This window comes from Rufibacter tibetensis, from assembly GCF_001310085.1.
In the GTDB taxonomy this organism is placed as follows: Bacteria; Bacteroidota; Bacteroidia; order Cytophagales; family Hymenobacteraceae; genus Nibribacter; species Nibribacter tibetensis.
Genome location: NZ_CP012643.1, coordinates 340,256 through 363,664 on the forward strand (window position 1 = coordinate 340,256; position 23,409 = coordinate 363,664).

The 23,409-nt window shown below is 45.7% G+C and carries 15 protein-coding genes; 4 read left to right on the forward strand and 11 right to left on the reverse strand.

Annotation, left to right across the window (positions count from 1 at the left end; genetic code table 11):
• Nucleotides 1-8 precede the first annotated feature (8 nt).
• From DC20_RS01235 to DC20_RS01265, 8 genes are all read right to left on the reverse strand, one after another.
• Nucleotides 9-3,023 carry a SusC/RagA family TonB-linked outer membrane protein gene (locus DC20_RS01235; protein WP_245652278.1) on the reverse strand — a complete coding sequence of 1,005 codons (3,015 nt, stop codon included), beginning with the start codon at nt 3,021-3,023 and terminating at the stop codon, nt 9-11.
• A 636-nt stretch (nt 3,024-3,659) separates the two neighbouring features.
• Nucleotides 3,660-4,676, reverse strand: a complete 1,017-nt coding sequence (locus tag DC20_RS01240; protein ID WP_062542162.1) for a GntR family transcriptional regulator — start codon at nt 4,674-4,676, stop codon at nt 3,660-3,662.
• A 1,031-nt stretch (nt 4,677-5,707) separates the two neighbouring features.
• Nucleotides 5,708-5,863, reverse strand: coding sequence for a DUF5110 domain-containing protein (locus DC20_RS22240; protein WP_083470205.1), 156 nt, complete (start codon nt 5,861-5,863; stop codon nt 5,708-5,710).
• Between the two features lie 84 nt (nt 5,864-5,947).
• Nucleotides 5,948-7,393 carry a glycoside hydrolase family 28 protein gene (locus DC20_RS01245; RefSeq protein WP_157593334.1) on the reverse strand — a complete coding sequence of 482 codons (1,446 nt, stop codon included), beginning with the start codon at nt 7,391-7,393 and terminating at the stop codon, nt 5,948-5,950.
• Nucleotides 7,394-7,412: 19 nt separating this feature from the next.
• Complete coding sequence (locus DC20_RS01250; protein ID WP_245652279.1) at nt 7,413-8,564, reverse strand: glycoside hydrolase family 88/105 protein; 1,152 nt, start codon at nt 8,562-8,564, stop codon at nt 7,413-7,415.
• A gap of 138 nt (nt 8,565-8,702) precedes the next feature.
• Nucleotides 8,703-10,910, reverse strand: a complete 2,208-nt coding sequence (locus DC20_RS01255; protein WP_218918728.1) for a hypothetical protein — start codon at nt 10,908-10,910, stop codon at nt 8,703-8,705.
• A gap of 181 nt (nt 10,911-11,091) precedes the next feature.
• The gene (locus DC20_RS01260; protein WP_062542165.1) at nt 11,092-12,204 is read right to left on the reverse strand and encodes a glycoside hydrolase family protein; all 1,113 of its coding nucleotides are present in this window, start codon (nt 12,202-12,204) and stop codon (nt 11,092-11,094) included.
• Nucleotides 12,205-12,501: 297 nt separating this feature from the next.
• Nucleotides 12,502-15,249, reverse strand: coding sequence for a T9SS type B sorting domain-containing protein (locus tag DC20_RS01265; protein WP_062542166.1), 2,748 nt, complete (start codon nt 15,247-15,249; stop codon nt 12,502-12,504).
• A 346-nt stretch (nt 15,250-15,595) separates the two neighbouring features.
• On the opposite strand from DC20_RS01265, the gene DC20_RS01270 reads away from it, so the two are divergent.
• From DC20_RS01270 to DC20_RS01285, 4 genes are all read left to right on the forward strand, one after another.
• A complete protein-coding gene (locus tag DC20_RS01270; protein ID WP_062542167.1) occupies nt 15,596-16,288 on the forward strand; it encodes a succinate dehydrogenase cytochrome b subunit in 693 nt (230 codons plus the stop codon).
• 10 nt (nt 16,289-16,298) lie between these two features.
• Nucleotides 16,299-18,212: a fumarate reductase/succinate dehydrogenase flavoprotein subunit gene (locus tag DC20_RS01275; protein WP_062542168.1), complete on the forward strand. Its 1,914-nt coding sequence runs from the start codon at nt 16,299-16,301 to the stop codon at nt 18,210-18,212.
• A gap of 144 nt (nt 18,213-18,356) precedes the next feature.
• A complete protein-coding gene (locus DC20_RS01280; RefSeq protein WP_062542169.1) occupies nt 18,357-19,109 on the forward strand; it encodes a succinate dehydrogenase/fumarate reductase iron-sulfur subunit in 753 nt (250 codons plus the stop codon).
• A gap of 184 nt (nt 19,110-19,293) precedes the next feature.
• Complete coding sequence (locus DC20_RS01285; protein WP_062542170.1) at nt 19,294-19,818, forward strand: NADPH-dependent FMN reductase; 525 nt, start codon at nt 19,294-19,296, stop codon at nt 19,816-19,818.
• Between the two features lie 82 nt (nt 19,819-19,900).
• Here the strand turns inward: DC20_RS01285 and ftsZ are convergent, their stop codons facing one another.
• The 3 genes from ftsZ to DC20_RS01300 are packed head-to-tail and all read right to left on the reverse strand — an operon-like array spanning nt 19,901 to nt 23,366.
• Nucleotides 19,901-21,409, reverse strand: a complete 1,509-nt coding sequence (gene ftsZ / locus DC20_RS01290) for a cell division protein FtsZ (protein ID WP_062542171.1) — start codon at nt 21,407-21,409, stop codon at nt 19,901-19,903.
• Between the two features lie 23 nt (nt 21,410-21,432).
• The gene (gene ftsA, locus DC20_RS01295) at nt 21,433-22,767 is read right to left on the reverse strand and encodes a cell division protein FtsA (protein WP_062542172.1); all 1,335 of its coding nucleotides are present in this window, start codon (nt 22,765-22,767) and stop codon (nt 21,433-21,435) included.
• Nucleotides 22,768-22,775: 8 nt separating this feature from the next.
• Nucleotides 22,776-23,366 (reverse strand): cell division protein FtsQ/DivIB, encoded by a 591-nt coding sequence (locus DC20_RS01300; protein ID WP_245652280.1) that lies wholly within the window; start codon nt 23,364-23,366, stop codon nt 22,776-22,778.
• Nucleotides 23,367-23,409: the final 43 nt, after the last annotated feature.

The following is a 23,409-nucleotide window of genomic DNA, read 5'->3' on the forward strand; positions in this document are numbered from 1 at the left end:
GCTAGCAATTAGAACGAAACGTTCAACCCCATGGTCACAGATTTGGATAGTGGGAAAGCACCATAGTCATCGCCTCCTGTATTCACTGCTTCTGGATTGAATCCACCTTCATACTTATCTTTTCCGAACCAGTTTTCAGCACTTACATACAGACGGGCACCTTGTATCAACTTCTTGTTAGTGATCAATCTACCCAAATCATATCCTAAGGTGATGTTTCTCACTCTCCAGTAGTCAGAAGAATATAACCATGCGGTACTTTTCAGGAAGCCAAAGCTGGAATTGGCTTTTCCGCGCTCTCCTGCCCCAGGATTTTCAGGAGATCTCCACCGGTCACGGTTCAAGCCAAGCTGATTCTCTACTAAGCCCATTCCTGGTCTGTCTATGGCCCTACCAAAAAGTGAATATATTTCTCCACCCCATTGACCTTGAAGCAGTACTCTCAAGTCAAAGCCTTTGAAAGCGAAAGTATTGGTGAAGCCCCAGGTATAATCTGGGTTTGGTTTACCCACAACCACTCTGTCATCAGCTGTGATTACTCCATTTTTGTCAGCATCTACATATCTAGGATCACCAACGGTTTGTCTCCCATAAAGTGGTACTTTGTTGTCAATATCGGCTTGGGTTAGGATACCATCCTGCTGAACAACATAAATGCTCCACAATGGTAACCCTACTTGCAGAATTCTATGAGGAGTATCAAAGTCGCCACCCTGAATAGGTGTATTGTTTGGACCTAATTGCCTTACTTCGTTTTTATTGTGGCTTAGGTTCAGGTTAGTTGTCCAAGAAAGTGGACCTTCCAAATTGCGTGTTGTCAACTCCAACTCCCATCCTTTGTTCAATACTTCCCCAATGTTGGTAAGGGCAGTTCCAAATCCGGTGGCGGTAGGCACCGGTATATTAAGCAGCAGGTTAGAATTTACCTTGGTGTAGTAGTCAAAAGAAGTAAAAATACGGTTTTGGAACAGACCCATATCCAAGCCTATGTCAATGGTACTTGATTCTTCCCACCCTAAGTTAGGATTGGGAGCATTTGCAGGCACCTGACCCGTAGCTATGTTACCACCGAAAGTATAATTGGAAAAATCAAGCAAGGCTATATGGCCATAGTTACCAATGGTATTGTTTCCTGAGATTCCCCAGCTACCTCTGAATTTTAAATCATTGATTACCGGTACATTATCAAAGAAGGCTTCTTCAGAAACTCTCCAGCCTACTGAGGCCGAAGGGAAGGTGCCCCATTTTGTATCAGAACCAAATCTTGAAGAACCGTCACGACGAACAGTAAAACCAAACAGATAACGATCTGCAAAGTTGTATTGTAACCTACCAAAGTAAGAAAGCATAGTGTGCATGCTCTCTGACGTGAATGTACTTCCTACATTGATATTGTTAGCAGCATTTAGGGTAGTAATGTCATCTGTTCCAAACCCACCGGCACTTCTAATTTGATAGTTATTGAAATTACCCATATTATAAGAGAGACCCGCAAGTGCAGATACATTATGCTTTTCAGCAAATACTCTGTCATAAGATAAAGTATTTTCATTCACGAAAGTTTGTCTGCGGTACCCGTTGAACGTTCCTGAAGCTAGTCTGTTTCCACGCTGTCCACTCACAAAAGAAGGTGTGAAGCTTTTATTTGTTACATCTGCATGATCCAAGTTTATAGTGCTTCTAAACCTTAGATTTTTTAGAATACTGTACTCTCCAAACAAAGTAACCAAGGTTCTGAACGTCTTAGCTTCACCTATTGAATTCTCTACTACCCGTACAGGGCTATTAGGCGATACACCCCAAGTATAGGGCAAGAAATTACCAGTGTTCACATCTAATCCTACAGTATCTTCCTGTACAGGAGTAAACCCAACGGCTCTATGCAATGCCTGGTCTTTTCCTTCAACACCAGGGTCTGTAGCAATGGAGTATGATGGATTGAGGTTAACGCCAAATTTGAGTTTATCACTGGCCGTAACTTCTACATTTGCTCTACCTGAATACCTCTTATAACCAACTCCTATTGCAACACCTTCCTGATTTAGATAATCTCCGGAAACAAAATACTTCACGGCATCTGTTCCACCCGATGCTGACAACTGATGGTTCTGCACAATTCCTTTTCTGAACATTTCATCCTGCCAGTCTATTATCTTCAAACCCGGATAACCTGGTTGTAACCAACGCTCATCTAACATCAAGCTGTTACTGAAACGTCCTAATATGGCTCTTCTTTGGGCTGTAGTCTGATTTGCTGTTCTACCGGCCCCGGAGTTTACCCAGTTAAAGTTGATCATCTCCACGGCTCTCTCAATCCACTCTTCCCCACTAAGCACATCTAACTTTTTAGCGGTCTCATTCCAACCTGCGTAGGTATTGTAATTGATTTTGGGTTTGCCTGATTTACCTTTTTTAGTGGTGATGATCACAACACCGTTGGCACCCCGTGAACCGTAAATTGCAGCTGCGGAAGCATCCTTCAGTACTTGTATGGACTCTATGTCATTCGGGTTGATGTTATCAAGTGGATTTCCCTGGGAGAAGCCTCCGGCTGAGTTTTGCGTTGATACATCCAAAGGGAAACCGTCAATCACATACAAAGGCTCATTGCCCGCAGTAATTGACCCAGATCCCCTAACCTGGATGCTGAATCCTTTTCCAGGCAAACCACTTGTTTGCTGTACTCGTACCCCTGCCATTTGCCCCACTAATGCCTGGTCTACTCTGGCAATTGGGCGTTCTTCTATTGCTTTGGCATCAAGTGTCGCAATAGCACCCGTTATATCTGCTCTTTTCTGAGTGCCATATCCAACTACTACCACCTCTTCCAGTGCTTTGGTATCATCAGACAAGACGACATTGATGGTACCAGGACCGGTAAATGCTTTTTCCTGCGTGGTATAACCTATATAGGAGAAAATCAATACCCCTGATGCTTCTGGAACAGATAAAGTAAAACTACCATCTACTCCAGTTGAAGAAGCAGTGGTTGATCCTTTTAATAAAACAGTTACCCCTGGCAAAGGCTCACCTGTCTTAGAAGTAACTTTTCCAGATACAGTCCATTGTAAAATGGAATTTGTATTTGCATAAGGATGAGAGAAAACCTCATATGGAAGAGCAGTTCCCGCCATACTCAAAGGCACAAATGCTAAACAATACTTTAGCTTCCACAGCCTCCGATTGTTCTTAATTGGTGAAATTCCAGACATATCAAAACTACTTTTAAATATAAAACAAGTACAACCCTGCTGTTACTCTGTTAGGCTACAGGATAGTATGATTTTCTACAAAACATCCTACATTATTAGGAACTCTACTTAGAAGAAAGTTATAGATTTCGTTTCTAAGTCATAAAGGGCGAGGCGTTATGGGAAAGACCAGTGTTAGGCTAATACTATTATTAACATATCTGTTTTTTCATAAGCCTTTTTCAAATTTAGAACCATACTTTATTCTTTCTATCCTGCTGTATCCTGCCATTTCAAACCAATTTTCACCTACTTTCTCTATAACAGCACACCTGTTTTGCAATCTTGATTTAAGCCAAACGCCATCCAAAACGCTTTTATATGAAAAGCATTTTGGATGGCGCAGTAAAATTCACCAACCAACCAGTGGGCACCCCTACATCAGAAGCAAAGTTTATATTTTACTCCTTAAAGGGAATTTCTACGAACAAGCATAAAAGGGTTATGAATTTTTTCTATTTGCTTGTTCTTAATCATGTACCCGGCGGTTTCACCCATTAACTCATGATTGGTAGATACCACTGTAATACCATTATCCAGTATCTTCTTAAGGGGTGTGTCATTGTAGGAGATCAGGCCTATTTCCTTGCCTAATACCATGCCCTTTGCTCGTGTTTCTGTGATGAGGTTTGCCAAGTCTGATTCCTCTAAAACCAGATAAGCCGTTCCGGCAGTAAGCGGCTCTTGGTGAATGCATCCTATGACAGAATGCTCCAAAGACATTTCCCTGCAGAATTGACGGAAACCTTTTACTATTTCTATAGGGTAAGAAATCTCTCTTGGGTAGACCAATACAAACTTGCGGTATTTGCTTAACAGGTCTTCTCCAGAATGAAGCGCTTTCCTTATGTCGCGTTCGAAGTCCTGGTAAACAGCACCACAGCTTCCTGTGTAGGTATCTATATTCTTGTCTAAAAGAATAAGTTTATCTTCTGGTATTTTATTTAAAGCTTGGGTAAATGAATCCACATTGGTAGCAATATGAGGCATCACCACATAATAGTCGTATTTGCCAATATTCTCCTGGATTAAACCACTGCAAATTTTACCATCATAATGGTGTATGTGCAAATCCACCACTGCATCTTCGCCTAATACCTTAAGAATAGAGTAATAGATGGCCTTCTTGTAAGCACTTAACTTATTAAAAAGCAGTAAAACCCGTACTTTATTTGTGCTTAACCCGCTACTGATGTAACAGCCCTTCCCTTTAACTGAGCTAATGATTCCTTTCTTCCGTAATACCCGATAAGCTTTTTCAATGGTATCCCTCGAAAGGTAATACATCTCACTGGTTTCGTTTATTGACGGAACACGTTCACCACATTTCAGTATTCCGGCCTCAATATCTTCAATAACTGCATTGACCACCTGTAAGTATTTAGGAACGGCGGATGTAGAATCAATTCTGTCGAGGAGTTCCATGAGATTATTTTAAATAGGGGGTAATTATTTAAACAACTTGTTAAAAGCACTTCTAATAGAATCAACCTCCCGAGGTATCTCTGAACTTGAAATTCTGATTCACCCAAAGAGTTTTTCCTGCTACTACCTGTTACCTACTTCCAAAGATGGTTAACTCTATCAAAGCGCATATGTGCAATCGATAGCACACATCATTAAGAAAGATCCTTTTCAAACCACTACTTTTCGTAGCAAGCAGTTCTTTAGAGATTAGTTAACCTTTTGTCTTACCATTGAAATTTAATTAAAATTTCTAGATAAACATATGTTTAAAATATTAATTCTTTAAAAAAAATTATTTTGACCGTTTTCACCATCCTTCAACATACAATAAAAACCCTCCATTTAACCATTATTGCCTGTTATCAGAATATCAAATTGCATCCACTTTGGTCAGGTGTAATTGAAAATTTTGAAATTGTTTATTTTAGAAAGTAGACAGAAGAACCTAAAGCAGATGAAGAAGCAGGATAGTTCAATTGTGCAAACTGTTGCACAACAGCTTCAATTTCCCTAAAGAACAGCTACCTCTAGGCCTCCTGTATTGTAGGTATTTTCAAAAGAACGGCTATAAAAAGAAGAGAAGAAGATAGTGAGTGTGTACGGTAAAGAAGCATTACTCAAACCGCTGCAAGGTAAAAGGTTGTACTTTCAGCCCATTATTTAGAAAACAAACCCGAAACGATAGAATAGCCCCAATAATTCTGGTAAGGTTTGTTACTAGCTTAACTAAGTCAAATTGAAGATGCTTCTCATGCCTTAGTTATAGCTTTGCCCCCAGTAGCAAAGCTTTAATCAACTTAATGCTTTTGCCTATACCCGAAAGTAGACATGGCTTTCTAAGGTTGGCAAATGTACCACCGAATGAGAAAGCCATGTCTATATTGTCTATTTTAGAATCCCTTACCAAGAAACTTAGATAAACGTCTCTTCAGCGAAGAATTCTATTGAGAAAACACGAACTCAAATGGCCTTCAATAAAAAATTACGAGTTAGACCCGAAAAGCACTTTCGTCAGCAGCAATGGGAATGGTGGTACTCCCTCCTGAATCAATAGAAATAACTTTAGTGATATTGTAGTTGCCATCTTTATACTTTTCGCTCAAGCCATCATCTTCAAACAACCCGTAAGCAGCAAAAAGAGTCACCTGGTGTTTGGATGCAGGAGCATTTCAAACACCAGGTGACTCTTTTTGTATAGAAAATTGCAAGAAGATTGATACTCTTGATTCTTACTGTCCTTTGTTGGCTGCCGTCACATTTTGTGAGTTGTAGCCTTTGCCGTTGATCTTGGTGTTCACCAATTTCATGCCTTTCACGTGGTCTATGTTGAGGGGCTCATCTACTCCATTGATAACACAGTTAATCAATCTTAGATTCTCCACCGGCGACTCTTCATAGGCTTTCACCATCACGGCATACTTGCCGCCGTTTTCCACGTACAGGTTCTCCACTAGCACGTTCCGGATGGCGGGCATGTGGTTGCCAGGCTCCTCATAGAACATGTTGCATTTCACCGCCGCTTCTTTGTAAGTACCTACCTTCACATCTTTCATGAACACGTTCTCAATGATCCCTCCTCGTTGCGAGCTAGTCTTGATGCGCAGCACCCGGTCCAGATTAGGGCTGTCCATGGTGCAGTTGATGGCGTAGATGTTGCGAGCGCCGCCTGAGATTTCACTGCCTATAACCACGCCGCCGTGGCCTTCTTTCATTTCGCAGCCTTCAATGATGATGTTTTCTGAAGGTTTGCCTATTCTTCGGCCGTCTTCGTTACGGCCTGATTTGATGGCAATGCAGTCATCTCCAGTGTCAAAGTAGCAGTCTTTGATGAGCACGTTCTTGCAAGATTCTGGATCGCAGCCGTCGTTGTTGGGGCCAAGCGTTACTATTTTCACATTGTCAATGGTCACGTTCTCGCACAATACCGGGTGCAGGTTCCACATGGGGGAGTTGATGAGTTTCACCCCGCTAATGAGCACGTTCTTGCACTTGTAAGGCTGCACGAACTGGGGCCGCAACCGGTGGCCGGGACCGTAGATGCGCTTGGTGGCGTCCAGTTCCTGATGATTTTGCTGGTGTAATAAGGCTCGGTCTGGCGTCTGTTTGGGCGTGCCTTCTTTCCAACCGTATTTCTTCGCCCCGCACCACGGCCACCAGTTCTCCATATCAGAGTTGCCGTCAAGCGTGCCGTTACCAGTGATGGCAATGTTCTCCTGCTCGTAAGCATAGATGAACGGGGAGTAGTTCATGAGTTCCATGCCTTCCCAACGGGTAAACACCACGGGCAGGTAATCAAGGGTATCACGGCTGAAGAGGATGGTGGCGTTATCCTGCAGGTGCAGGTTTACGTTGCTTTTGAGGTGAATGGCACCGGTCAGGAAAGTACCTGTAGGCACAATCACCCGTCCTCCGCCGCTTTTGTTGCAGGCTTCAATGGCTTTCTTGAAAGCTTCGGTGCTCTTTACTTTTCCACCTTCGACCGCGCCATAATTGGTGATCAGGAAATCACGGTTCGGGAAGGTAGGGGCTTTAATCTGCTTTCTCAGTTTTTCCATTTCCTTCCAAGGGTCTTGTTCGGCTTCTTTTTGCACGGTTTTACTGGCGCAGCTTTGTACCAATACCCCAAAAGCAAACAGAACGAAGAGGAAAGAAAGAGCTTTGTATTTTCTGAACATATGATGCATGGTGGTTTAATTACTTGTTTAATTCCAAACTTGCCAGGATAAAAGGACCGGTTCCTTTAGGGTCGTCTGTTCTGATTTTTTCTTTCACGTAATAGTCATAAGAGCCATCACGGTCGGCACTCAGGCCCGCCACCGCGCACACCTGGGTCAGGTTCACTTCGCCGTCTGGTTTCACCTGAATGAGGTGGTTCACCAAGCCTTGGTGCCCTTTTTCGGCTACTTTCCTGAAACTCTTGTCTAAATAGCCTTTGTTAGCGCCTTTGGCTAAAGCATACACAAACATGCTGGAGGCCGAGGCTTCCATGTAGTTGTCTTTCCGCTTGCCTTGGTCTACTACTTGGTACCAAAGTCCTTTTTCTGCATCCTGGTACTTTTGCAGAGCTGGTGCCAGGCGTTGCAGAATGCCTACTATGTCTTTGCGTTTAGGATGCTCCTGCGGAAAGTAGTCCAGCACATCTACCGAAGCCATAGCGTACCAGCCAATGGCCCGTCCCCAGAAATTAGGTGAGGTGCCCGTTTGTTTGTTAGCCCATGGCTGTAATTTGCTTTCGTCCCAGCCATGATACAACAGTCCCGTTTTAGGGTCACGCGTGTGCTGCTCCAGTAAAATCAACTGGTTCGCTACTATGTCAAAAGCCTGGTTGTCGTTGAAAGTATTGCCATACTGGGCCAGAAACGGTGCGCTCATGTACGCGCCGTCCAACCACATTTGCCACGGGTAACGCAGTTTGTGCCAGTAGCCGCCTTCAGTGGTGCGGGGCTGCCACTGCAACTGGTTCCGCAGAGTAACAATCGCTTTCTTATACTTTTCGTTTTTGGTCTGCTCGTACAGATTGAAAAGAATCTTCCCCGAATTCATCATGTCTAAGTTGAAGGTATATACATCATAGGTTTTGATGTTGCCTTCTCCATCAATCATCAGGTCTGCATAAGCTTTGATGTACTCCAGGTAATGCTGATGCTGCTTCGGGTTCTGTCGCCAGATCTTCTCCATAGAGAGTAGCACCAAGCCCTGCGGATAACTCCAGACGGGCTTCTGTGAAAACTCAATCATCCACGGCTCCGGGTTGTTTTTCTTAATGGATAGCGCCATCCGCTCAGACCACTTTAGAGAAGCTGGAATTTTGTCTGACGGTGGTGTGCTGGCGCTTGTAGTTAGCATCAGCGCTAGCAAAAGCCCCAGCAGACTTTGTTTCCGCATCCTCTTAAAACGCAGCATCAATGAATACCTCACTATTTTAATTAGATCTAGGTTCTGTTTTACTTTCACTCAACTGGCTTTATAGAAATGAGCAATCTATTAAGGCATTTTATGCAAGCCTTCCCATCTTACTTTCCACTTTCCGTTATTAGGGAAGCCTGGCGTTGGTCGGTTAGGTGCTCCGTCCCAGCCGGCGGCCATCATAGCCACTGCGGTGAGTAGCCCACCATTGCCCGGCAGGTAAATGCGCAGGCGCTCGTCCTGGTAATTATGACCATTAGGCAAATAGGTATTCTTCTGCGCATCCATGAACAAGGCATCAACCGCTTTCTCAGGCGAATTAAGGCGGGCAGCACTCATGGCCATGAGGGGGTAATCCCACCCCCAGGTTGTATTCCACTGCCACTTCTTCAGAATCTCATTGTAAGTATTCAGCATAATGGTGGTGTCAACCTTATTGCTGAGAGGCAGGTAACCATAAGCGCCCACCACCACCGGGTGATCGCGACGGTAGAAATCATTGGTGTAGGCTTGCGGATGGGTAGCACTTGGCAGATACAAACCTTCTTTGATCGCCAAAGGCGCTAGTTTGTCAATCACGTCCTGCCACTTTTTGTCGGCTGGTAGCCCCATGCGCTTGCGCCATTCCTGTGCCGTAGTTAAACCATAATACCAGTAAGCCAGCTCAAACGGAGGATCATTGGTTTCTTTGGCGGGGAACAGTTCCTGTGCCGGAATGATGGGCGAGGCTAAATGGTACTTCTTATCTTTCTCGCTGTAGGTAGGAAAAGAAGCCATGAACTTAGCTGTTTCAAACACCAGGTTCTGGTACTTCTCCAGCGTTTCTTTGGTAGGGTTCTGACGGTACACCAGCTCTGCAAAATAGATAATGTGCGGCTGCTGCCAGACCAGATAAGGCCCCACGCTAGACGGGCTTTCGTTCCCGTTCGGGTCGGTCATTTTTTGCCATCTTACCCCATCATACCCCTGCCACTTGGCCGTGGCCCTTGCTTTATCAATTACTTTGGTATACCAAGGCAAGCTTTTCTCCAATAGGTCCAGTCGGTTCCAAAGGGCAAAGTGGACGCCATGCCACCAGTGCATCTCAAGGTGGGGCTTGCCGTACCAGCTGTTAAAAGTTAACCCAGTCTCCTGCGGAGGCAAATCTCCTGTGCATTGAATCTTGGTCAGGTACTGTGACAAAATCACACGGCGTTCCAATTCTTTGGCCCGAGGATCAGTAGAACCGGAGAAATCAATCACGCCGCCTTCCGTCCAGAACTTTTTCCACTCCTCTTCGCTGCTGGCCTGCGTTTCCTTAAAAGCAGGAACATCCATAACTTGGCGCTGCGTGAACAATACACTGAACTCCAAACTTCCTTCTTTAGACGAAGGCGTAAGTTCAAACTGATGTTTCTGCTTTTCGGTAAATTGGCCTTCTTCCCTCCACTGTACGCTGGTGTAGTAAACAGTAGAGTCTAATTTGCGCGTTAGTTGTACTTGGTTGGCGTTCGCTTCTGAACGGGCCAGGGTGGTAGAATGCTTGTTTTGGTTTTCCCAATCATACCCGGGGCACACGTGACAGGTGGCACCGTATGGAAACTTCAAAGATACTTTCAGCCTGCCTTTGGTGATCAAGGGCGAAGTGACCTTGGCAGAAATACCGTCTTGCTCCTGGTGTCCATACAACTCTACGGTTACCGGAACTCCTTCCACTACATACTTGCTTTCTATTTTGCCTGTCCAAAGATCCAGCTTTTGCTGTATCTGCTGTAGGTCTTGCACCTGTACTTGTTCGCCATTTTCTTTTAGCAAAACCAACCCTACTATGCCCAAATGCAGACGGTGCGGGTTTGTCCGTAGCCAATTCATGGCATCTACTTTGCGGCCAGTACCTTTGTGCTGCACTGGAAACGGAATTACTTTCCCATTGGCGGCGGTATCATAGCGGGCAACATCTTGTATGGTGTAGTTTTGGTCCGTAGGAATCACATGCCAGCCCCACTGCGACTGTGTGCCCAACGAAACTCCCCTGTCATAATACTCAGGAAAGCTCTGCAAACCCGACACATCTACAGTATAGGCGAAATCACCATTCCCCACTGAGAGCGAAGCCAAGGTATCTGGACTGGTAAGCACCACATTGTGCCGAGTGACCAATGCCTTGCGATTAATTTTACCAGAACCGCTGCTGGCACTGGTGGTAGTATCCGAGGCGCTACAACTGAAAAGGCAAGCTATAACTGCTGCTATAAAGGTTTGAGTTGTGGCGTTAGCCCACATGGCCTTAGGTAAGAATAAATTCATTTATTGCTATTTACTTTCGGTAACCAGTTGTATTTGATGCTTTGTGCGAACTACATTCTCCTTTGCTCAACAAATTTCCTCTATCTGCTAGCTTTTTCAGAAAAGAGGTCACAATCAAAAAAAAAAGGTATAGATGCTTAAATCCTGGGGTTAGCAGCTGTTAAACAAAGAGGCTGGCTATTTAGCTTCTCCCCTTAAGCGGGGCACTTACTGGATTGATCTGGAAAACGAAAGGACTTGACGTCATGTATTTTCCACCTTGCGAGGCCACAAACAAGTGAGTAGGACGGCCATTCTGAAACAGGAGTTGTGGTCTCTCAAACCTGCCGTATTTAGATAAATGCTTTGGAGCTGGTGGCTGGCTGAAATAATGATCTGTATTGTAATAAGCAACTTTTGGCTCACCCCAGTTGATACCGTTCTTAGATTCTACATACAATCCGTACTGGTGGTTGAAAATGCCCATGTCGCGCATCAGCATTTTATACTTGCCCCCTTCGTACCACACGTGCCCGTCTTCAGCTTGTATGTTGTTTCCGCGGGAAGAGTAATCAAGAATAGGATTGCCCTTGTACCGCTTATAAGGCCCCTCTAAAGCGTTTGAAATGGCTAATCCGTACTTGCGGTTGCCCCTTATCTTAGGATCTGTGTAGTTCTCGTATTCATGGGTATTCCACGACTTGTAATAGAGCCAATACTTGCCGCTGGAATGCTCGAGAAAAGCTGGGTTGGTGGTGCAATGATCATCCCAGGCACCGGTTTTCCCCGCCTCCAACAATGGTTTATCGGGTCTTTTCCAAGGGCCATATAGTGAGTCAGCGGTTGCCAGGCCTATACGTTTGGTATCAGTCTTCCCATTGGAGTTGCCCATGTAAAACAAGCAATATCTACCATCTACAAACTTAATGTGCGGATTATGGCAAGTGGTGCCGTCCCAAAAGCCCTCTCCCCGTGGCGCAAGCACTGTGGATACCAATTCAAAGGCAGAATCAGGAGTATTGGCAACGGCATGGGCTATCTCTGATCGGTTTATCCAGCCCCCCATTCCTTTGTCAGCTTTCCACCTGGAATAAAACACATGCACTTTGCCGTCTGGTCCAACTATTGGGCTGGTACCCCACACGTAGTACCCTTCTGTTTCCAAGATCCTTCCAACTGGCTTCAACCTCTTACTAAATTCTGAGGCGGTCTCTTTTTCTGCTGAATACGGGATTCCTGCCTGTACTAACTGGCCTACGGTAGAAAACAACAGTGGCGAAATAGTACTTAGTCTTAAGAAGTTGCGTCTATCCATGGAATTTCAGAATATATGCTTGATGGGTAGTAATCAAGGCTGTACCGCTAGGATGATTCAAGATTAAAACTACTGGGTAGTATCTTTTAAACTATCCTGTAGTGTCCGGCACCAAATGGAATAAAGATTATTTACCCTTACTATCCAATGCAAAGCAACCTGTTTATTGATCTTTATCTATTTCTAGCAGGTACAATGCTTTAAAATAAAACCTGTAATGGTGAGGTCCAGAAAAAAGAATGGTGCCTATTTCTGAAAACAGGCACCATTTTAAAGATTATTGCAAACTGAATAGGTTTATCTTACTATCTCCACCCAGCCTTTGAATGTTCTTACATCAGGTTTCAAGCCGTAGAACTCTACTTCTACGTGGTAGAAATAAGTGGCTTCTGAAAGAGCTTTACCGTTGTCATCCACTCCTCGCCAATTCAAGGCTGGGTCACCGCTGCCTTCAAAGACCTTATTACCCCAACGGTTATATACTTTAAGGGTAGCTTTTCTTATAAAGGTAGCTCCTTGTTTAGGGGTGAAGACATCGTTTTTGTTGTCACCGTTTGGCGTGAAGATGTTAGGTAGTGAGAAAACAATGCAATTGTCTTTACAAACCACATTGCTTTGCTCCCCTTCTACGCCTGAGAAATCAGTGGCCGTCACTACATAACAACCGGCATAGGAAAGCAGGTCTCGGTGCAGGTATTCGTAAATAGCTTGACCGGTATTGTCTACCGTGGCTATTTTCACCATCTCCCCTTCTTCTGTTTCCCGGAAGTACAAAGTAAAGTAGTCAATTGCCCTTGGGTCACAGCCGGGCGGCAAACTCCATCGCAATCTATTGGTGAACGGAGGTCCATCCGGCACGAAGTTCTCATCGCACACGATTGGGTCAATCTCCAGAATCGGGATACAAAGCCTGGTGAGGCAAATCTCCTGACTATTGTTTATGATAGGATCAGGCAGGAAAGGGTTGTTAAAGGTTCCCCTGGTCTGCACATAGGCACAATATTGCTTCCCTGGTACCAGAGGGATTACTTTGCTGTAGGTTCCGGAGGTGGCGGTTGCCTGCACACTATCATAGCGCACAAAGTTCCGGTTGCCTACAGAATCAAGAAAGATCACGTGGTAAAGCGGACGGGCAGCCGTGCTGGCGTTATTCCAGGGCACATTATACGTCCAGTTTAACTCCATGGTAGTACCGTTGGCCCTGCCCCTCAGCCGCACACTGGAAGCTGAAGATGAATCTACCAGAATAGTGGGAGACCCAGTGTTACCAGATTGATAGAATTCTATCCGGTACGTGTAAGAAGTGTCCTGGGTATTAAGATTGTTATCTGTGAATACCGTATCGTTGATACCTGTGAAGGTATACCCGGCAACCGGAGCAAAAGCGGCAGTTGCACCACGACCTTGTCCTAAGGCTCGCAATAAACGGTAAGAATAAGGTGCCGTGAACTGCGCCAGAACTGCTGGTCTTGGCTTGCTCCATTCTACCCGTATTTTGCCGGTAGTGGTACTGGTTTCAGTCACACTTACTTTGGTAAGGGAAATAGACTCAAGCGTAGCACAAACCTCATTGGAGGCTATACTGCTACCACCTTTTGGCTGCGGGTAATCAGCATAGATCCGGTAGCAATAGGTTTTGTTCCGCTCCAGGCCCTGCCCATTGTTATTATCCAGAAAGGTAGTAACACCGGCACTCACTTGCCCCACCAAGGTATATCCGGCTCTGGCTGGGATGCCCGTTTCACAAGGACCGGGCACAAAGTTGGATTGCCCTTCGCGCCGGTAGATGTACATGACGGAGGCATTGGGACAGACGTAGTTATTCCAGGTAAGCCTGATACTGCTACTGGACTGCGGTACCGCGCTCACCAAAACAGGCGGCGGCCCCACAACCGTAATTCGCCAGGGCTGCAAGTCAACTAAACTTATCCTGCCACTTGGGGGCCTGTCTGCGGCCCTGAAGACAACCTGGTAGGGTGTTTTCTGCACATCGGTACAACTGGTTTGCCAGTTAAATAGGTGTGTGGTGTCAGTAAGTCTGGGGAAGGTAGCCGGCGGCAACATACTTCCTACGGCGGTAATTTCTACAGGGTCCCGGTCCGGATCTGTAGCCTTTATGGTTACCCTCAGCAGCGTACCAGCCACAATACACGTGTCTTTAGGAATCGTTAGTACTGGAGGACGGTTAGGGTCTTCGCGCACAAAAATCTGCATGTCTCTTATTACCTGGCCAATCAAGCGGCCATTGCGCCACTCCTCCACCACAAACGCTATATTAAATTCCCCCAGCACTCCTGGGGTGTTCCAGGTTAACTGGCCCGTATTGCGGTCTAGCGTCAAACCTACTGGCCTATTATTCAACCTATCTTCTCTACCTAGAAAGTTCTCTAATCCTCTGTAGCCTGGAGCAGTTCTACCAGTGGGGTTACCACAGGCATCATTGGCATTGAAAACTCTTGGTTCCAGCATTTTGTAAGAAAGGCTGTCACCATCAGGGTCATACCCTCCCGGGTTGTGGATGTAAATCTGATTTCGAACGGCTACGTCTACAGGATCATATTGCAAAACAGGTGATCTGTTAATGCCCAGGAAAGGATCCACGGTGAGAGTACTCTGCAGGAAGAAAGTCTGCTGTACGGAAGAAGAGATATTGACTACCCCGCCATTCCGGTTTTCCCCCACAAAGGTCACGGTAAAAGTGCCTGGCCCCGAGTAGATGTGCTCAAACCGGTAGATATTCAGGAAGGTCCCATTCTGGTTTCCGCCAATGATCGTTCTGGATTCTCTAGGTACGCGCTGGCTGGTGCAGTCTCCAAAATAAAGCGTAGCCTCCAGATCTTCAAACGGCGGTGGCGCCACACTATAGGTTTCTAAGGTGAAGAAAAACCGAAGAGGGTTTCTTCCAGCGGTTGTATCACTCTTGATGTAGATGTTTCCTGCCCGCAAGTGAGTTGCCTGCGCATCTTGCAAAGAGACAAATGAAAAAAGAAACAGCCCACTCAACAAAAACAGTAAGGCTCTCACTTTCTGTAAAATTAGAGGCATATAGTAGCGTTTTGCATGCAAAAATAAAGATAGAAGATTCTAGAGATAGCCCATGGAGTATTCTAACAATTCTGTTGTACCATGGTTATTTTCATATAGATTCAGGGATATAACGAATAACCCTGCACACTGTTGTAATTTACGAATCATTTGGTGTTTTAAAGCTACTTTTCAGGAAACTGCTCAAAATCAGGAAGTCATCTGTGGAGAAAGGACACTTGGTAGAAATTAATTTAGAATCAATCAAAATTGATACTTCAATTGCTTGACAAGGCCGCGGCATGTACCTTTGAAAAGATTTAACCATTCCTTTACACACCTTATTTATCAACCTTAACACAACAAAATGAGTTGGTTTTCTAAAACGTTTTCCAGTAGTATAGGCCGGAAATTGGTCGTGGCCGTGACTGGTTTGTTTCTCTGCTCTTTTTTGGTGGTCCACCTGGTAGGCAATCTTCAGCTGTTCAAAAGTGATGGAGGCGCGGCCTTCAATATTTACTCCCACTTTATGGCTACCAACCCTATCATCCGAACCATGGAGATTGTGCTGGTGCTGGGCTTTGTGTTTCACATCTACCAAAGCCTTTACCTAAACCGCAAGAACAACAGCGTAAGAAAGGTGCCTTACGCCTACAACCGTCCGCAAGACAACAGCAACTGGTCTTCCCGCAGCATGGGGCTTTTGGGCACCGTGATTCTGTTGTTCCTGATTATTCACCTCTACAATTTCTTCTGGCGTGCCCGTTTTGGCGAGCCTAACATGATTGATATTGAAGGCACGGGCTATGATGATTTGTATTCTGTGGTAGTACAGTCATTCCACCTGTGGTGGTATGTGTTGATCTACGTGGTAGCACAGATAGCCTTAGGTCTGCATTTGTACCATGGCTTCTCCAGCGCATTCCACACTTTGGGGCTGAACCACAAAAAGTACACTCCTGCAATTCAGAAGTTTGGCGCATTCTTCTCCTTTATTGTGCCAGCCGGATTTGCAGCCATGCCCCTCTACTTTTTCATTAAAGACGTTATTTTGAGTTAAGCATATCTGTATGATTCTAGATTCAAAGATTCCCGAAGGGCCATTGGCCGAGAAATGGGACAAGCATAAATTCAATGTAAAGCTGGTAAACCCGGCTAACAAGCGTAAATACGATGTGATTGTGGTAGGAACCGGCCTGGCCGGAGCTTCTGCCGCTGCTACCTTAGCCGAGCTTGGCTACAATGTGAAGGCATTCTGCTATCAGGACAGCCCGCGTCGTGCCCACTCTATCGCTGCTCAGGGTGGTATCAACGCTGCTAAAAACTACCAGAATGACGGTGACAGTGTGTACCGTTTGTTCTATGATACTATCAAAGGTGGTGACTACCGCGCTCGTGAAGCCAACGTGTACCGTTTGGCTCAGGTAAGCGTGAACATCATTGACCAGTGCGTGGCGCAAGGGGTTCCTTTCGCCCGTGAGTACGGTGGATTGCTCGCAAACCGCTCCTTTGGGGGTGCGCAGGTAAGCCGGACATTCTACGCCCGGGGCCAAACCGGCCAGCAGCTGTTATTGGGTGCCTACTCTGCCTTGAACCGTCAGATTGCCTACGGTAAAGTGAAGATGTATCCACGTACTGAGATGCTGGACTTGGTAATGGTAGACGGCAAAGCCCGTGGTATTGTGACCCGTCACCTGATCACTGGTAAGATTGAATCTCACAGCGCTCATGCGGTGATTTTGGCCACTGGTGGTTATGGCAACGTGTTCTTCCTTTCTACCAATGCCATGGGATCTAACACCACAGCTATCTGGAGAGCCCACAAGAAAGGTGCTTTGTTTGCGAATCCTTGCTTTACCCAGATTCACCCAACCTGTATTCCAGTATCGGGTGGATATCAGTCTAAGCTGACGCTGATGTCTGAGTCCCTTCGGAACGATGGTCGTGTTTGGGTACCTAAAGCGGTAGGAGATAACCGTCCTGCTGACCAAATTCCGGAAGACGAACGCGATTACTTCTTAGAGCGTAAATACCCTTCTTTTGGTAACCTGGTACCTCGTGACGTAGCTTCCCGTAACGCCAAATTGGCTTGTGACGAAGGACGTGGCGTAGGAACCACCAAACTGGCCGTGTACCTTGACTTCGCAGATGCAATTAAACGCGACGGTCTAAATAGCATTAGCCAAAAATATGGTAACCTCTTTGAGATGTACGCCAAAATCACTGGTGAAAACCCGTATGAGCAGCCCATGCGAATTTACCCTGCGGTGCACTACACCATGGGTGGCCTTTGGGTAGATTACAATCTGATGACCACCATTCCAGGTCTGTATGCGACTGGTGAGTGTAACTTCTCAGACCACGGCGCTAACCGCTTGGGTGCTTCTGCCCTGATGCAAGGTCTGGCCGATGGGTACTTCGTGATTCCTTACACTATTGGTGATTACCTGGCACAGAACCCAACTACCAGAATTGAAACCACTCACCCGGCGTTCAAAGAGGCGGAAGCGAAAGTTCAGGCCGATGTGAACCGCTTGTTAAGCATCAACGGAACCAGAACGGTAGATGATTTCCACAAAGCCTTAGGTTTACTCATGTGGGATTACTGCGGCATGGCCCGTAACGCCGAAGGCCTTCAATACGCCAAACAGGAAATCAGAAAGTTAAAAGACGAGTTTTGGAGAGATGTGAAGATCTTGGGAGTCAACGAGGAACTTAACATCACCTTAGAGAAAGCCGGCCGTGTGGCTGACTTCATTGAACTAGGGGAACTGATGGTAGAAGACGCCTTGAACCGCAATGAGTCTTGTGGCGGTCACTTCCGTGAGGAATACCAGACCCCAGAAAACGAAGCTCTTCGTGACGATGAAAACTACACTTACGTAGCTGCGTGGGAGTACACCGGGCCTAACCAAGAGCCGGTGCTGCACAAAGAAGAGCTGAAGTTTGAGAACGTGAAGTTGACGCAAAGAAGCTATAAGTAATGAATAATTAAGAATTAGCCATCTGGAATGAGTAGCTGAAAAGATTTGTTTTCATAGAAAAGCACTTACTTCCTTTTGCCTGATTCAACATTCTTAATTCTTAATTAGAAAGAAATGGCTGGTAATAATCCAAACAGCAAACCAATGAACCTGACGCTGAAAGTTTGGAGACAAAAAAACTTTCAATCAGCTGGTAAGCTGGAAACATATCAAATAAAAGATATCTCCCCGGAAATGTCCTTCCTGGAGATGATGGACGTGCTGAATGAGGATTTGCTCCTGAAAGGCATTGATCCGGTTGCGTTTGACCATGACTGTCGTGAAGGTATCTGCGGAATGTGCAGCTTGTACATCAATGGTCGGGCTCACGGTCCTGAGCGTGGTACAACTACTTGTCAGTTGCATATGCGCAAGTTCTCTGACGGTGATACTATTACTATTGAGCCTTGGAGAGCAGGTCCGTTCCCGGTATTAAAAGATCTTTGCACCGACCGTTCTGCCCTGGATAGAATTCAGCAGGCTGGTGGTTACATCTCTGTGAACACAGGTGGTGTGCCAGACGCAAATGAAATTCCGATTCCTAAATCCATCGCTGATAAAGCGTTTGATGCGGCAACTTGTATTCAATGCGGGGCGTGTGTGGCGGCTTGTAAAAACGGTTCTGCCATGCTCTTTACTTCTGCTAAGGTATCTCAGTTGGCGTTACTGCCACAAGGTAAGGTAGAGCGTAAAACACGCGTGGAGAACATGGTAGCTCAAATGGACAAAGAAGGCTTTGGTGCTTGTACCAACATTGGTTCTTGTGCGGCAGAGTGTCCGGTGGGCATCTCTTTGGAGAACATCGCCATGCTGAACCGTGAGTACATCAACGCCTCTTTTACCTCAGAGAACGTTTAATTTATAGTGAGTTTTCATCAAAGGCGAAGCTTTTCAATTGAGAAGCTTCGCCTTTTGTTTTTACCCTATTTTGACAAAAAAGTGTTAAAACAGAATGGTGCCCCCGAGAAAGCTTTTTAGCTGCAAGGAATATTTTACAGTAAATTAGCACCTATACCCCATTCCCTAAGCTAACTACACCCTGATGATCCTCATAATATCGGGCACTAACCGTCCTAATTCCATCACCCTCCAAATTGCAAAGCTTTATCAGGAGCTGCTCTCTGCTAAGGGACAATCCTCAGAAATTCTTGACCTGCAGGACCTTCCCCTTGATTTTGCCTCCCCTACCCTTTATGCAAGTGAGTTGTATTCTCAGGCTTTTCTAGATCTTAGAACACGAGTAGCAGAGGTTCAGAAAATAGTCTTTATAGTGCCTGAATATAATTGCTCCTACCCGGGAGTGTTGAAAGCCTTCATAGATGGTTTGGAATACCCGGAGGCACTCCGGAGGAAGAAAGGAGCCTTGGTAGGGCTTTCAACGGGTAGTCAGGGCGGCAACATTGCGTTAAGTCACCTGACAGATGTTCTTCATTATTGCGGGCTGCATGTGTTAGCCCAGAAGCCACGGTTCCCCTACATCCACAAGCACTTACAGGAAGGCCAATTCACAAACCCCTTGTATAAGCAGCTTTTGGAGGAGCAAATCACGGAGTTTCTCCTGTTCTAAGATTCCAGCCTCAACGTAACATAAAAAAGAAGCCCGAAAACGTTCTCGTTTTCGGGCTTCTTTTTTGAATAAGGGACTAAAACTAGTCTACATTATCATGTAAGAAACGATTGTCTCCTAATAATTCATTGTCATCATTCAGATTGAATCTTGATATCTTCTGCTCTGCAGACGGGGCTACATTCTCAAGCTGTACATTTCTGCGTAAATAAGCAGGGACTTCCAGTTTCTCTTTGATGGAGGCATCTGAATAAGCATCTGCACTCAATCTTCTGAGACGCTCACGGCGTTCGTCCATTCTGCTAGGTTGAGGGTCTCTGATCTCCTGAATTGGTTCAGGAATGACTACCTCTTCTTCATAGCCAGGAGAAACTAATCCGCTATCAGCATCTAGATCAAAAACGATCCGGTTTGTATTCTCTGCCACTGGTGCTGGTTTACGAACCGGCTCATTGGCTACTAATTGTGTAGCTGAGGCTGGTGGCGTTACCGAATAAGTGGTAGACACTACGGGAGCAACTGGTTCAATAACTTCTTCAGTTACTGCCTGAGGCGCAGTAGCTCCAATTGGTGCTGCTGCCTCAAAAGACTTTTTTGGTGCTGGAAGGCTTTCGATTTCACGGGCGAAACCAGTTGCAATTACCGTTACCCTTATGCTGGCACCCAAAGAAGAATCAATGCCATGACCAAAGATTACCTCAGAATCATCGCCGGCTTTCTCCTGGATGTAGTCTGTGATCTCAGTCAATTCATCCATTTCCAACTCAGCCTGGTCACCAGACATAATAGAAAGAAGGATTTTCTGAGCACCATGGATGTCTGTATTGTTCAGCAATGGGGAGGAAAGAGATTCCTCAGCAGCACGCAGGGCACGATTCTCGCCTTCTGTAATAGCAGAACCCATTACCGCGGCGCCAGAGTCTTTCATCACTGTTTTAACATCCTCAAAGTCCACGTTCACTTCAGAGGTCACGGTGATGATCTCAGCGATACTTTTGGCAGCAGTAGTTAGGACGTTATCTGCTTTGGCAAACGCAGCCCTGATAGGCAGGTTTCCAAACATTTCGCGCAGTTTATCATTCAAGATAACAAGAACAGTATCGCAGTTATCGCTGAGTTCCTTAATTCCGTTATCAGCGGCGGTACGTTTCTTACGTCCTTCAAAGGCAAAGGGAGCTGTAACAATACCAACTGTTAGGATATCCATCTCCTTTGCCACTTTGGCTATGACTGGGGCAGCACCGGTTCCGGTACCTCCACCCATACCCGCCGTGATAAAGACCATTTTAGTATGGGCTCCCAGCAGTTCTCTTATCTCTTCTTTGCTTTCCAAGGCAGCCTGCTTGCCACGCTCCGGGTTGGCCCCTGCCCCCAGACCTTCGGTCAGGGTAGTTCCAATCTGGAGTTTGTTTGGCACACTGCTGCTTTTCAACGCCTGTTCATCGGTATTGCACACCACAAACTCCACGTCTTTGATGCCTTGGTTGAACATGTGGTTCACGGCATTGCTTCCTCCCCCGCCAACACCAATTACCTTGATGATGGATTTGGAGTGTGATGGTACATCAAACTTATACGATGAAAAACTCATGTTATCTCTCCTGAAATTACGCGTTAATAGTTCTGTTGCTTATCGTCAAAATCATCGATCAGCATGCCTTTGGTGCGTTCAAAGATCTTCTTGAAGAAGTCACTTCCGCCGCCACCGCTGGATTTCTGCACTGGTTTAACTTCATTTACCACCCGGTTCTCTGGGGTATTTGTCATTTCTGTATAGCGGTTTACACGCTCATCCAGTGCCTGGTAGCCAGCTAAAACCAAACCAACGGTTGTCGCAAACATGGGGCTTTTAACAGAGTCTATTTTGCTTTTTCCCAAATGCTCATTCGGATAACCGATACGGGCATCAAGGCCTGTCAAATACTCTACTAATTGCACCAAATTCTGCAGTTGTGCACCGCCTCCGGTAATCACAACGCCAGCCGCCAGTTGATTGGCATACCCGCTTCTAACAATTTCTGAGTAAACGAGTTCAACAATTTCCTCCATTCTTGCTTCTATTATGAAAGCAAGGTTTTTCAAGGAGATTTCTTTAGGAGTTCTGTCACGCAGGCCTGGGATGGAAACAATCTCATTATCAGAAGCTTCGTCTGCAATCGCTTTCCCAAACCGCACCTTCAGTTGCTCTGCCTGGTTCTGCATGACCATGCAGCCTTGCTTAATATCAGAAGTAATAATATTACCTCCAAAAGGAAGAACCGCTGTGTGACGGATGATATTGTCTTTGAAGATAGCCAGATCTGTCGTACCACCTCCAATGTCAATCAGGGCAACACCGGCTTCACGCTCTTCTTCGCTCAACACAGACATGCAAGATGCCAATGGCTCCAGTATAAGCTGGTCAATTTCAAGACCAGCACGGGTGATGCACTTTGTGATATTGTTTACCGCATTTGACTGAGCCGTGATGATGTGGAAGTTGCCCTCCAGACGTACACCGGTCATACCTACCGGGTCCATGATCCCATCTTCGTAGTCCACTTTGTAGTCCTGTGGCATTACGTGGATGATCTCACTTCCTGGTGGGGTCACCAAACGGTACATGTCATTGGTAAGACGGTTCACGTCTTCAACAGTAATCTCGCTGTCCAGAGACGTGCGGGTAATACTACCGTTGTGTTGCAGGCTTTTGATATGCTGCCCAGCAATCCCAACATTCACTACTTTGATGTCAATGCCAGATTGCTCTTCTGCCTGTCTAATTGCTTTCCGGATGGCTTCAACAGTTTTGTCTATGTTGCTCACCATGCCTCGCACTACCCCCTCAGATACTGCTTTGCCCAAGCCAAGGATCTCTAGCTTGCCATACTCATTCTTTCTACCTACCAGCGCGCAAATTTTGGTTGTTCCAATGTCTAAGCCTACAACTATTTTGTCGTTCTGCGTCATGTTGTTATCTATTCACAAATAATCTGATCCCTGTATTCTACATTTAAGCGGCTGTACTTGTCCCAGCCCACTACTGGCATTACTTCTTTGTAGAAGATAAAAAGCTTTTTAAACTTCTCCTCCACATGAACCGGTTTCCCAAATTCAATGTGCTGGTCTCCCACCTGCGTCAGGAAACTTACCCTGCCCTTCTGGTCAATGTCCATGTGGGCCAACTGGGCGTTCCAAAACGGGTCTTTTTCTATAAACCGTAGCAGAGACAAATATGCGGTGCCCACTGAGTCTTGAAAAAAAGAACCGGACTTGGGCGAAGTCACAATTGAGGATGTCACGGGGATGACATGGGCCGTGTACAGGGCAGACAAAGGCAGTTGGTTTCCTTCTTCGTCTAAATACACGTCCTTCTCAGTGCTCAGAAGCCGGGCTATAGGCCGGTTCTGTTGTATTGTAACATTTATATTCCCTTCCAGATCTCGAGAGACCTCAGCTTGCCTTACAAATTTATGCGATTTTATTCGCATTTCCAGCCGCTTTAAGTCAATCTCCTCTTTTTTCATTCCGGTGAGCGGCTGACGTCCGTTTCGGGTCAGCAGCGCCATTACTTCCGATTCACTAAGAAAGTAATTGTTATACTCATTATCA